Origin of the sequence: Micromonospora sp. NPDC049580, from assembly GCF_040675595.1 — a bacterium.
GTDB lineage: Bacteria > Actinomycetota > Actinomycetes > Mycobacteriales > Micromonosporaceae > Micromonospora.
The window spans coordinates 1-11,011 of record NZ_JBFAPG010000176.1; the positions used below are offsets into that span (position 1 = coordinate 1).

The following is an 11,011-nucleotide window of genomic DNA, read 5'->3' on the forward strand; positions in this document are numbered from 1 at the left end:
CGTCCGGATGTGGCAAGACCACCCTGCTGAAGTGCCTCGCCGGCCTGCTGCGGCCCACCAGCGGCGTGGTCGAGATGGACGGCTCGCCCGACGCCCGTGAAACGAGCGCCGTCGACGGGACGACGTCAGCGGTTGCGCCGGTGGTGGACGATCAGCGCCGCCGCGCAGAGCACCGCGACCAGGCCGAACACCGAGCCGATCCACGGGCTGTCCACCACGCTCGAGAGCACCGCGTTGATCGCCGCGCTGACGAAGAGCACCAGCCACAGCAGCGGACGTAGCAGGCCGCCGGGCCGTTCCGGTGCGGCGGCCGGGGCCTCGATGATGCGGTACGGGTCGGTCATGACTGTCTCCCTCGGTGACGTTCGACGACACCATCGACGCTAGGCGGGCGACCCCGACGGGGACGATCCCGCCAGCTCGACGAGCGGCGGTACAGCAGGCTGTACTTTCCGCCGCGGACGCTGCCGGCCGTGCTCGCGGTGGCCTATGTTGGCGCGGGAGGTGGGCGGCGATGGCGTACGTGCGGGGCCGGGTGCGCGCCTCGGTCGACGCCCTCGAACACCTCGTCGGCGGGCTGGGCACCGCGCTGCTGGCGATGGGCGCGCTGTGCTGGGCGGTGGTCGTGGCACTGGCCTGCCTGATCGGGGTGGGTCTGCGGCTGGCGCCCGGCGCGTTGCGGACGGTGCGCTCGGTGGCCGATCGGGAGCGCGCTCGGCTGTCCCGTCTGGGCACGACGATCCCGGCTCCCGGGCCGGTGCCGGAGGAGCTGCGGGAGGCGGTGCGTGACCCGTTCGTCCGCCGGGAGCTCGGCTGGGTCACGCTCCACTCGATCACCGGCCTGGTGTCCGGGCTGGTCGGCCTCGCCCTGCCGCTGTACGCCCTCCAGGACATCACGTTCCCGCTGTGGTACCGACTGGTCCCGCCCGAGGCCGGCGCACCGGGGATCGGTTGGTGGCGCATCGACGGGCTGTCCGAGGCGCTCGTGGTCGGGGTGCTCGGGGTGGGCTGGCTGGTCGCCGCGGTCGGGTTCGGTCCGGCGCTGGCCCGCTTCCAGTCCTGGCCCGGCCGGTGGCTGCTGCCCCCGCCGCCGGGGGTCGACCTGTCGCTGCGGGTCGCCGCGCTGACCGCCACCCGGGCCGCGGCGCTGGATGCCCACGCCCTGGAGCTGCGCCGCATCGAGCGGTCGCTGCACGACGGCACGCAGAATCGGCTGGTAGCGGTCAACGTGCTGCTTGGCGCCGCGCGCCGGGCGGTACGGCGCGACCCGGACCGGGCCGACGAGATCCTCGGGCAGGCGCAGGACGCGGCGGAACAGGCGCTCGGCGAACTGCGGACGGTGGTGCGCGGCATCCTGCCGCCCGTGCTGGACGACCGGGGCCTCGCCGGGGCGCTGGCGGGCCTGGCCGGCAGTTGCGCGGTTCCGTGCCGGCTCGCGGTGGACGTGGCCGTCCGCTGCGCGGCGTCGGTCGAGGCCACCGCGTACTTCGTGGTGGCCGAGGCGCTGACGAACGTGGTCCGGCACAGCGGGGCGAGCCAGGTGGACGTCGCCGTACGCCGCGAGCACGGCCGGCTGCTGGTCACCATCGAGGACGACGGGCGCGGCGACGCCGACGAGGCACGCGGCTCCGGGCTCACCGGCATCCGCCGGCGGGTCGAGGCGTACGACGGGCGAATGACGCTGACCAGCCCATCGGGAGGGCCGACGAGGATGCACGTGGAGCTGCCATGCGGATCGTGATCGCCGAGGACGACCCGCTGTTGCGGGAGGGTTTGGCGCTGCTGTTGCGGGCGGAGGAGCTGGACGTGGTCGCCACGGCGGGCACCCCGGGAGAGTTCCTGGTCGCGGTCGACGAGCACGCGCCGGACGTGGCGATCGTCGACGTACGGATGCCGCCGACCCACACCGACGAGGGCATCGTGGCAGCGGTGGAGGCCCGCCGCCGCAGACCCGGCCTCGCGGTGCTGGTCCTGTCGGCGTACGTGGAGCAGGCGTTCGCCACCGAACTGTTCTCGGTCGGCGCCGCCGGGCTCGGTTATCTGTTGAAGGAACGGGTGGGCCGGGTCGAGGAGTTCCTCACCGCGCTGCGTCGCGTCGCGGACGGCGGCAGCGTGATCGACCCGGAGGTGGTGGCGCAGTTGCTCGCCCGCAACCGCCGGCCGGACACCGCGCTGGGCGAGCTGTCGCCGCGCGAGCGTGAGGTGTTGGGGCTGATGGCCGAGGGGCTCGGCAACACGGCGATCGCGGAGCGGCTGTTCGTCACCGACGGCGCGGTGCACAAGCACATCCGCAGCATCTTCGCGAAACTCCAGCTCCCGCCGGACGACCGGGCCGACCGCCGGGTCACCGCGGTGCTGCGCTACCTGGACGGCGACCAGCGGTAGCGCCGGCATGCCTGGACCCGCCCCGAACGTCGCGGCGGCCGAGGGACGTACGGCCCGGGGCGGGTTCGGCGTGGTGCCGAGCCCGCCCCGGGTCGTCAGGTGGTGGGTGTCAGCGTTGCAGGGTGAGGAGGCCGGGGCGGTAGGGCAGGAGGCCGTAGTCGCCGCCGGAGTTGGGGGATCGGCCTTGGTAGAGGAGTTGGAGGTTGCAGGGGTCGATGGTGAAGGTTTGGTCGGCGGTGGTGCGGATGAGTTCGCCGTGGCTGATGTCGTTGGTCCAGGTGGCGCCGCTGTTGGCTTTGCCGGCGAAGGGGTTGCTTTCGGTGGCGGCTTGGGGGGTCCAGGTGCCGGCGAGGCTGGTGGCGGTGAAGGAGCGGAAGTAGCGGCCTTGGGAGCCGATGGCTTCGACGAGCATGAGGTAGCGGTTCTGGTTTTGGAGTTTGTAGACCTGGACGGCTTCGAAGAGGTTGTTGGTGGAGTCGCTCATGATGGTGGTGTAGGTGCTGCCGAAGCTGCCGGGGAAGTTGCCGATGGGCATGCTGGCGCGGTAGATCTTGCCGTTGTCGCCGGCGAAGAAGAGGTACATGGTGGTGTTGTCGGCGATGAGGGTTTGGTCGATGGGGCCGGTGCCGGAGCCGGTGATGCTGCCGGTGAACAGGGTTTGGGCGGCGGACCAGCCGTTGGGGTTGGTGGGGTCGGTGGAGGTGCGGTAGGAGAAGGCGGTGCCGCCCCACTGGTAGGCCAGGACCCAGATGTTGCGGGGGGCGAAGTAGAAGAGTGTGGGGGCGACGGTGGCGTTGTTCATGGTGTTCTGGCTGGCGGAGGCCATGTCGGACCAGTTGGTGAACAGGCCGAAGTTCATCGAGCCCCACCGGGTGCCGGTGTCGTGGGTGGTGGCGTAGACGAGTTGCCGTCCGTTGTAGGGGGCGACGGTGAAGTCCTTGAGTGACACCCATCCCGACTTCGGCTGCGCCAACGCGCCGGTCGACGACCACCGGTACGACGACGGCAGATCACACGTGCCGCCCGGGGGCGGCGTGGTGGGCGGCGGTGTCGTGGGCGGTGGCGTGGTGGGCGGTGGGGTCGTCGGCGGTGCGGGCGTGTCGGTCACCGGTGGCGTCGGCGTGGTGCCACCGTTGCAGGTCACGCCGTTCAGGGCGAAGCTCGTCGGGGCCGGGTTGCTGCTCGTCCAGGACCCGTTGAAGCCGAACGACACCGTGCCGTTGGTCGCGACCGACCCGTTGTAGCTCACGTTGCGCGCGGTCACCGCCGCGCCGCTCTGCGTCAACGTCGTGTTCCACGACTGCGTCACCGTCTGCCCGGCGCTGTACGACCACGTCAACGTCCAACTGCTCAACGGATCACCGAGGTTCGTGATCGTCACGTTGGCGCCGAACCCGCCCTGCCACTGCGACGACACGGCGTAGTTCACCGAGCAGCCCGCTGCGGCGGCACCGGCCGGCATCGCCACGACGACCGTGGCCGACGCCAGCAACGCGACACCGGCCGAGACGAGGCCGACATTGGTCGCTCTAAATATGGTCATCAAGCACCCTCCTGACGGGATGGCGGCCTCCACATTCGTGGGAATCATTGTTAGGTGAGCGTTAACAGCCGCGTCGGGTATGTTACGGGAGCGCTCCCAAACCATCAACCTCGATGCCTTGAAGGCGTCGGACCGTCATCGTGGGCCCTCCGAACAGGCCGGCACGGCCGCCCCGGTGCGCTGCACGCAGGACGGCCGTGCCGGTCCTCGGACGTCGTGCGAACGGCGACCGAGGCGTCGTCAGCCGACGCTGCCGGTGACCGTGCCACCGGACTTGGTCAGCCGGTAGGTGATCTGCGTTCCGCTCCAGAAATGGAAGGTGAGAATGACCGGACCATCGTTGACCTCGGCGAAGAACTCGGGCTTCAACAGGATCGTGTTCGCCGCGTAGTCAGGCTGGAAGGTGCTCCAGAACTCCTTGTAGGTGGTCCAGTTCGCCGGCCCGGCGGCAGAGCCGTCGGCGTACCTGGCCTCCATCGTGGCGAGCTGGTCACCTCGGAACTGGGTGGGGATGGTGAAGGAGGCGGTCGTCCCGGTGGCGGCGGCCTGGGTCGGCGGGTCGTAGGAGATGATGCTGATCTGCCACGGCACGCCCTGCGAGAAGCGGGCCTCGATGGTCGCGTTCACACCGGGGGCGCGGTTGCCGACCAGCCGGGTCAGCGCCGAGCTGGTCAGGGTGAGCGTGGTCCCGGAGACCGTGTAGTCGGTGCCGTTGACGAGGTTGGTGCTGCCCTGCCGCAGTCCCTGGAACGAGGCGCCGTTCAGGTTCAGCGTGAGGGTCCTGCTGGTGATGGTGCCGGTGCGGCGTACGTAGACCTGATCCGAGGAGGCCGTGGCCGACCTGGTGGTCACGCTCGTCTTCATCAGTGCCAGCAGGCCCGGGTCCCGCCACTGCAGGGTGTTGCGGTTGAGGAACGACCCCGCGTCCCAGAGCATGGTGGTGAACTTCCTGATCCGGGCCTGGTAGCCGACGGCCTCGAAGAACTTCAGCAGCTCGCCGCGTTCGATGATGCCGGGTCGGGTGTAGTCGTAGCTGAGCAGACCCCACTCGCCCACGATCACCGGTACACCCCGCGCCGCGAAGGTGTTGCGCACCCGGTCGAAGCCGTCGACCATGTCCTGCTCGACGTTGGTGTCGTAACGGGTACCGCCGGCGATGTTCACGCTGAACGGCCACCACCCGTAGAAGTGGACGGTCGCCGCGATGTTGCGGTCGTTCAGCTGCGCGATCGTGGTCGCCAGCGCGTCGAGCTGAGCCTGGTTGGAGTTGGTGTTGAGGGTGGGCAGCACCAGCAGTCGGGTGGCGTTGGTCCCGCCGGACTGGCGGACGAGGCGGACGAACGCGACGTGGAGCTCGCGCAGCACCTCGTCGCTCTGGGCGTCGCCCGAGGTGCCGGTGAACTGCGGTTCGTTGATGTTCTCGAAGACGAGCTTCGACGAGTGGTCGCGGAACCTCGTGGCGATCTGGGTCCACAGCGCGGTGTAGCGGTTCATCACGTTCGTGCGGTCGCCCGGGTAGCCGTTGATCCACTGCCAGGAGTCGTGATGGAGGTTGATCATCACGTACAGGCCCTCGGCCAGCGACCAGTCGACCACCTGCTGGACCCGGCTCAACCAGACCGGGTCGATGGTGTACGTCGGCGCCGGACCATGGTGGTTGCTCCACGTGATCGGGATCCGGATGCTGTTGTACCCCTGTGCCCGTACCTCGTGCAGCATGGCCTGGGTGATCAGCGGATTGCCCCATGCGGTCTCGTCCGGGATGGCGTCGAGGGTGTTGCCCACGTTCCAGCCGGGCTGCATCGCCGCCACCGTCGCCGCCGCGTCACCGCCGGGTGACGGGGACGGAGACGTGGACGGGGATGTCGTCGGCGTCGGGGACGGGGTGACGGTCGGGGTCGGGGACGGCGTGCCGCCCACACTTCCGGTGCACGTGACGCCGTTGAGGGCGAACGAGGCCGGCGCGGTGTTGCTGCCCGTCCAGGACCCGTTGAAGCCGAAGGAGACGGAGGCGTTCGTGCCGATGGCGGCGTTGTAGCTCACGTTCTTCGCGGTGACCTGGTCGCCCGAGGAGGTGACGGTGGCGTTCCACGCCTGGGTCACCCGCTGGCCGGACGGGAAGGCCCAGCTCAGGCTCCAGCCGTTGACCGCGTCACCGAGGTTGGTGACCTTCACGTCGGCGGTGAAGCCGCCCTGCCACTGGGACGGGACGGCATACGCCACTTGGCAGCCGGCCGCGGCCTGGGCGTTGCCGGCGACCATCATGCCCGCGGTGACCATCAGGGCCACCGCGCCGGCGACCAGGCCGACCCGTCGCCGTGTTCGTGGGAAACCGTGCGAACTCATCAGGAGACTCCTCGCCATGCTGGCGCTGTGGTGAATGGGGTGTCGACGTTCGCCGGCCGTCGGCCACCCGGTCCTGACGGGTCGAGGTGTGCCCGGACGGGGGCCTGGCACCCGGCGACCGCATGCGGGATGGCGAATGCGCGATGCCCGTGCGCGTGGGGCCGTGGTCGCCTGGACGACGCGGCCGGGAACGTGGATTGCGCGGACACTGCCCGAGGGTCCGCGCGAGCGGCGAGGCTCCCGCAACGATCGCTATGTTATCGATAACATAGTCATTCACCGATTGATGGGCAAGATATGCCCGCCCCGTTCACTGCAATTCGTACTCCAGCATGAAGACACCGCCGGTCAGGTTGTTGAGCATGGCTGCCACGCCCGCCCGATGGCGGCCGCGCAGCGCTCGGCCGTGAACGAGCCCGCGTCGTACGACGAGGACATGCCGAGCACTTCGCCACACCGTCGAAACACGCCCTCGGGGGTGCACCGACTGCGGCCGGTCGCCCTTGTGGGTGAACGGCACCGAGCACCGGGCCGGGCCCGCCGCCGAGCCGGCATGCTGCGACGGTGACGCCGGCCCGGAGAGGAAGCCCACATGGTTGACGCGGACGTGCCAGAGCGGATGCAGGCTGCGGCGCTGGACGAGTTCGGCGGGCCGGAGGTGATCACCCTGCGGAAACTTCCGGTACCCGAGGCCGCCGCCGACGAGGTGCTGATCAAGGTCCTGAGCGCCGGCGTGGGCGTGTGGGACGTCTACGAGCGGCAGGGCATGCTGGTGCCCGAGGGCACCGAGTTTCCGATCGTGCCCGGCCCGGACGGCGCCGGAACCGTCATCGCGGTCGGCAGCCAGGTGACCGATCTCGCGGTGGGTGACCTGGTCTACGCCGCCGCCACCAGCCGACCGAAGGGCGGCTTCTACGCCGAGTACGCGGCCGTCAAGGCCGAGTACGTCGCGAGGCTGCCCGACGGTGTGCCGGCCGAGCACGCCGGTGCGATGCCCACCGACGCGCTGACCGCGCTGGCCGGGCTGGACACCCTCAGCCTGCCGCCGGGCGCCTGGCTGTTGATCTTCGGTGCGAGCGGTGGGCAGGGCCACCTGGCCGTGCAGTTGGCCAAGCGACAGGGGCTCAACGTGATCGCGGTGGCCTCCGGCAGCGACGGGGTCGCGCTGATGACCCGCCTCGGCGCCGACGTGTCTCTCGACGGCCACGCCGACGCCGACGAGGTGCTCGCGACGATCCGGGACGCGGCCCCGGAAGGAGTGGACGGCATCCTGGCGATGGCCGGCGGGAAGACGCTGGACCGGCTCACCGAGACGCTGTCCGACGGCGGGGTCGTCGCGTACGCCCACGGGGTGCGGCCGGAACCGCGCGAACGGTCCGGTGTGTCGGTCCGGGCGTACGACGGTGTGGCCAACCGCGGACAGTTGCAGCGCCTCAACGAACTCATCGAGGCCGGGCCGTTCGTGGTGCACGTCGCCGAGACGTTCCCGCTGGGCAAGGTGCGGGAGGCGCACAAGCGCCTGGAGAGCTCCTACCTGGGCAAGCTGCTGCTGACGATCGCCTGAGGCGTCAGCCGACGCGCTGTTGCGGCACGCGTACCGAAGCCATCCCGGCCGCCGTCGCGGCCTGGATGCCCAGGTCGGTGTCCTCGAAGACCAGGCAGGAGCCCGGGGGCACGCCGAGCTGCCGCGCCGCGAGCAGGAACGCCTCCGGGTCGGGCTTGGCCCGCGTGTAGTCCTCGGCGCACACCAGCACGTCGAAGCGGTCCAGCAGACCGAGCGCGTCGAGGGAGGCGGTGACCGTGGCCCGGGTGCTGCCGGAGACGACGGCGAACGGCACCCGGCGGTGCGCGTCGTGGATGTGCGCCACCACCTCGGGCACGGCGGCGACCTGCGGCAGCAACTCCTGGTAGATGCGCTCGCGGTTCTCGACGACGGTCGCCACCGGCATCGCCAGACCCTGCCGCTCGTTCAGTTCGACGATGATGTCGGCGGTCGGCCGGCCACCCCAGGCGTAGAAGAGGTCCTCCGGGAACTCGCAGCCCCACTCGTCGAGCGCCCGCCGCCACGCCACGTAGTGCAGCGGCATCGAGTCGACGATGGTGCCGTCGCAGTCGAACAGGTACGCGGCGAACTCACCGGGCGGCAGAGGCAGAGTCATCGAGGAAGGGTACAGCGGGAATCCGCTCACTCCTCGTCGACGGATGCCAGCCGACGCAGCAGGTCCGCACGTTCCGGCTCGGTGCCGACCAGCGCCAGCGCGTCCCGGTACGCCGCATCGCCAGCAGGGTCATGCTGCGCCCCCCGGGGGCACGTCGGGTCTCCCCGTGGCAACGAGGAGACCCGATCGCCCGCGTCAGGCCGGGGCGTCCGTCCGGCGCCGGGTCCGCTCGGCCCGCCGCCGCATCTGCTGGTACGCCCCGGTCAACCCCATCGCCCGGCGTACCTCGGTCAGGGTCTGGCGTACCTCCTGCCGGGTCCGCTCGGTGCCCTCGACGATCAGCCGATCGACAAGTCCCCGCTCGGCCTCGATCGCGGCCCGGCGCTCCCGGATCGGCGCCAGGAACGTCTCCAGCGCGACGACCAGCCGCTCCTTGACCTCCACGTCACCCACCCGCCCGGCCCGGTAACGGTCGGCCAGGTCGGCCACCTCGGCACGGTCCGGGTTGAACACCTCGTGGTACGCGAAGACCGGGTTGCCCTCCACCGTCCCCGGCACGTCGGCCCGCACCCGGCTCGGGTCGGTGTACATCCCGCGCACCTTGCGGCGCACCGTCGCCGCGTCGTCCGACAACGCGATCGTGTTGCCCCGACTCTTGCTCATCTTGGCCGTGCCGTCGGTGCCCACCAGACTGGGCGTGTCCGCCGGGATCAGCTCGGGCACCGGGAACACCGGCCCGTACAGGTGGTTGAAGCGGCGGGCGATCTCCCGGGTCACCTCGACGTGGGCGGCGTTGTCCCGGCCGACCGGGACCACCTCCCCCTTCACGCACAGGATGTCCGCCGCCTGGAGCACCGGATAACCGAGCAGCCCGTACGGCATCTCCTCCTTGCCCGCGTCGCGGGCCATGTCCTTCAACGAGGGCACCCGTTCCAGCCGGGGAACCGTCACCAGGTTCTGCAGAAGGGTGTTGAGATCGCCGACCTCCGGAATTGCCGACTGTAGGTAGAACGTGGCACGCGCCGGGTCGACGCCGGCGGCGAGGATGTCGGTCACCATCTCGCGGGCATTGCCGGAGACCTGGTCGATGTCCTCCCGGCGGTTGCGGGTGGTCAGCATGTGCAGGTCAGCGATGATGAAGAAGCTCTCGTAGCGCTGGTGCAGCCGCACCCGGTTGGCGATGCTGCCGACGTAGTGGCCAAGGTGCAGGCGGCCGGTGGGCCGGTCGCCGGTGAGCATTCGTGCGATGGACATGGCGAGGTGCCTCTCGTGCAGGTGGGTGGGTCACGCGTGGGCGCGCGCCGAGTGGGGCGAACAGGCCCCCTCGGTAAGCGGAAACAGGGCTCAGCGAGCCGTCCGCCATCGCGCGCCGGCGCGGTACCGCAGACCACCGGCACGGAGTACGTCCAGGAAGTGCTCACGGCCGTCGCCGGAGCTGGCCGGGACCGTGGGCACGACACCGCACGGCAGGCCGTCGACCACATCGACCGCCTCCGACACGCAACTGCCCGTCCGGACCACGGCCTCACGTTACCCGGGGGACGGTCCTGAGCTGTCCTCCTTCGCACTGCCCACCCCGGCGTGGCCGGACACGGGCTGCTTGGAGTGCCAGCTCCGGTCGGCGGCGCGCGGTCCGGGCGTCGCGTCCGTTGCGTCCTTGGCCAGCTCGCGGATCGGGTGCGCTGGCATACTCGGCTGCCATGGTGCTGTCGCGAGGGTGGGCTCTCTTCCTGGTCGGGGTCGGGATCTGGACCTGGGTGATCTGGCCGAGGTTCGCCGTCGCCATCTGGCAGGACCCGCGATCCTGGGCCTCCGGCACGGTGGCCGACGGCGCCACGACCAGCTTCCTGTGGGTGCACGCTCTGCTGATCGCCGCGTCCCTGGCCATCGGGACCACCGTCGGTGTGCTCGGCATCCGAGCCTGGTCCGCCGCCCGCCGACGGCAGGCGTCCTGACCTCCGCCGCTGCTCGGCGAGGCGTCCGGATGGCTGATCCGACGCGGAGGGGAATCAGTGTGACGCGGGACGCTACCCCCCGATTTGACGATCAAACCCACGGACGCGTAACTTTCTCTCTGCCAGCGCGGAACGGGGCAAACAGGGCGAAAGACCTGGAGCACCGGATCGGGCAGGCAGCCGGGTCAGGCAGGGGTTCGCCTCTGCGGGCACGGTTCGGGCGGGGCTCACCGGATCATCCGCGAGGCGGATTTGGCGCAGCGGAACCGACCGGGTAAGGTTCACGACCGGCAGGGCACCGGGCGAGACTGCGGGACACCGCAGCGGCCGGCCTGCCAAATCCGACGACCTGACGCAGCGGTTCGCTGCTGCGTGAGTGCGCCGGGACCAACCCGTACGAAGCACGACAGACCGGGACACACGGTTTGACACGGCGAACACGGTGAGGTAACGTAGTAAAAGTGCCCGGCGCGAGAGCGGCGGGGACGCGGTACGAAAAGCCCCGGGATGGTGGCCCACTGGTTGGGTCTTCTGATCGGTGTGTGGTTGTTCTTTGAGAACTCAACAGGGTGCTTGTAAAGCCAGTGCCAATTATGATTTATACCCCGGATTGGTCGAGCCTT

The 11,011-nt window shown here is 70.3% G+C and carries 11 protein-coding genes and 1 pseudogene; 5 read left to right on the plus strand and 7 right to left on the minus strand.

The genetic code is table 11. From position 1 onward, the window contains the following. Window positions 1-47: 47 nt before the first annotated feature. A pseudogene (locus tag AB0J68_RS16405) lies at window positions 48-122 on the plus strand (hypothetical protein); the annotation flags it as partial. Window positions 123-125: 3 nt separating this feature from the next. On the opposite strand, the gene AB0J68_RS16410 reads toward AB0J68_RS16405, so the two are convergent. Further along, window positions 126-344, minus strand: coding sequence for a hypothetical protein (locus tag AB0J68_RS16410; RefSeq protein ID WP_354862891.1), 219 nt, complete (start codon window positions 342-344; stop codon window positions 126-128). A gap of 170 nt (window positions 345-514) precedes the next feature. On the opposite strand from AB0J68_RS16410, the gene AB0J68_RS16415 reads away from it, so the two are divergent. Then, the gene (locus AB0J68_RS16415; RefSeq protein WP_354862892.1) at window positions 515-1,741 is read left to right on the plus strand and encodes a sensor domain-containing protein; all 1,227 of its coding nucleotides are present in this window, start codon (window positions 515-517) and stop codon (window positions 1,739-1,741) included. Next, window positions 1,729-2,385: a response regulator transcription factor gene (locus tag AB0J68_RS16420; protein ID WP_354862894.1), complete on the plus strand. Its 657-nt coding sequence runs from the start codon at window positions 1,729-1,731 to the stop codon at window positions 2,383-2,385. The genes AB0J68_RS16415 and AB0J68_RS16420 overlap by 13 nt, the downstream gene beginning before the upstream one ends. A 109-nt stretch (window positions 2,386-2,494) precedes the next feature. Here AB0J68_RS16420 and AB0J68_RS16425 read toward each other — a convergent pair whose 3' ends face one another. The 3 genes from AB0J68_RS16425 to AB0J68_RS16435 all read right to left on the minus strand — a co-directional run bounded on the left by AB0J68_RS16425 (window position 2,495) and on the right by AB0J68_RS16435 (window position 6,794). After that, the gene (locus AB0J68_RS16425) at window positions 2,495-3,928 is read right to left on the minus strand and encodes a non-reducing end alpha-L-arabinofuranosidase family hydrolase (protein WP_363939190.1); all 1,434 of its coding nucleotides are present in this window, start codon (window positions 3,926-3,928) and stop codon (window positions 2,495-2,497) included. 240 nt (window positions 3,929-4,168) lie between these two features. Then, a complete protein-coding gene (locus AB0J68_RS16430) occupies window positions 4,169-6,274 on the minus strand; it encodes a cellulase family glycosylhydrolase (RefSeq protein WP_363939192.1) in 2,106 nt (701 codons plus the stop codon). A 310-nt stretch (window positions 6,275-6,584) separates the two neighbouring features. Next, a complete protein-coding gene (locus AB0J68_RS16435) occupies window positions 6,585-6,794 on the minus strand; it encodes a hypothetical protein (RefSeq protein WP_355069215.1) in 210 nt (69 codons plus the stop codon). 72 nt (window positions 6,795-6,866) lie between these two features. Here AB0J68_RS16435 and AB0J68_RS16440 point away from each other — a divergent pair, with 72 nt between their 5' ends. Continuing rightward, window positions 6,867-7,838, plus strand: coding sequence for an NADP-dependent oxidoreductase (locus AB0J68_RS16440; RefSeq protein WP_354862991.1), 972 nt, complete (start codon window positions 6,867-6,869; stop codon window positions 7,836-7,838). 4 nt (window positions 7,839-7,842) lie between these two features. Here the strand turns inward: AB0J68_RS16440 and AB0J68_RS16445 are convergent, their stop codons facing one another. The 3 genes from AB0J68_RS16445 to AB0J68_RS16455 all read right to left on the minus strand — a co-directional run bounded on the left by AB0J68_RS16445 (window position 7,843) and on the right by AB0J68_RS16455 (window position 9,954). Continuing rightward, window positions 7,843-8,433 carry an HAD-IA family hydrolase gene (locus AB0J68_RS16445; RefSeq protein ID WP_354862992.1) on the minus strand — a complete coding sequence of 197 codons (591 nt, stop codon included), beginning with the start codon at window positions 8,431-8,433 and terminating at the stop codon, window positions 7,843-7,845. Window positions 8,434-8,628: 195 nt separating this feature from the next. Continuing rightward, window positions 8,629-9,687 carry a tryptophan--tRNA ligase gene (gene trpS, locus AB0J68_RS16450; protein ID WP_363939195.1) on the minus strand — a complete coding sequence of 353 codons (1,059 nt, stop codon included), beginning with the start codon at window positions 9,685-9,687 and terminating at the stop codon, window positions 8,629-8,631. A gap of 90 nt (window positions 9,688-9,777) precedes the next feature. Next, the gene (locus AB0J68_RS16455) at window positions 9,778-9,954 is read right to left on the minus strand and encodes a hypothetical protein (protein ID WP_354862997.1); all 177 of its coding nucleotides are present in this window, start codon (window positions 9,952-9,954) and stop codon (window positions 9,778-9,780) included. A gap of 179 nt (window positions 9,955-10,133) precedes the next feature. On the opposite strand from AB0J68_RS16455, the gene AB0J68_RS16460 reads away from it, so the two are divergent. After that, a complete protein-coding gene (locus AB0J68_RS16460; protein ID WP_354862999.1) occupies window positions 10,134-10,388 on the plus strand; it encodes a hypothetical protein in 255 nt (84 codons plus the stop codon). Window positions 10,389-11,011 lie beyond the last annotated feature (623 nt).

What these genes read in the sequence shown, in the direction of transcription:
- AB0J68_RS16410 (WP_354862891.1), bottom strand. Translation starts at nt 344, where the DNA reads ATGACCGACCCGTACCGCATCATCGAGGCCCCGGCCGCCGCACCGGAA.
- AB0J68_RS16415 (WP_354862892.1), top strand. Translation starts at nt 515, where the DNA reads ATGGCGTACGTGCGGGGCCGGGTGCGCGCCTCGGTCGACGCCCTCGAA.
- AB0J68_RS16420 (WP_354862894.1), top strand. Translation starts at nt 1,729, where the DNA reads ATGCGGATCGTGATCGCCGAGGACGACCCGCTGTTGCGGGAGGGTTTG.
- AB0J68_RS16425 (WP_363939190.1), bottom strand. Translation starts at nt 3,928, where the DNA reads ATGACCATATTTAGAGCGACCAATGTCGGCCTCGTCTCGGCCGGTGTC.
- AB0J68_RS16430 (WP_363939192.1), bottom strand. Translation starts at nt 6,274, where the DNA reads ATGAGTTCGCACGGTTTCCCACGAACACGGCGACGGGTCGGCCTGGTC.
- AB0J68_RS16440 (WP_354862991.1), top strand. Translation starts at nt 6,867, where the DNA reads ATGGTTGACGCGGACGTGCCAGAGCGGATGCAGGCTGCGGCGCTGGAC.
- AB0J68_RS16445 (WP_354862992.1), bottom strand. Translation starts at nt 8,433, where the DNA reads ATGACTCTGCCTCTGCCGCCCGGTGAGTTCGCCGCGTACCTGTTCGAC.
- trpS (WP_363939195.1), bottom strand. Translation starts at nt 9,687, where the DNA reads ATGTCCATCGCACGAATGCTCACCGGCGACCGGCCCACCGGCCGCCTG.
- AB0J68_RS16460 (WP_354862999.1), top strand. Translation starts at nt 10,134, where the DNA reads ATGGTGCTGTCGCGAGGGTGGGCTCTCTTCCTGGTCGGGGTCGGGATC.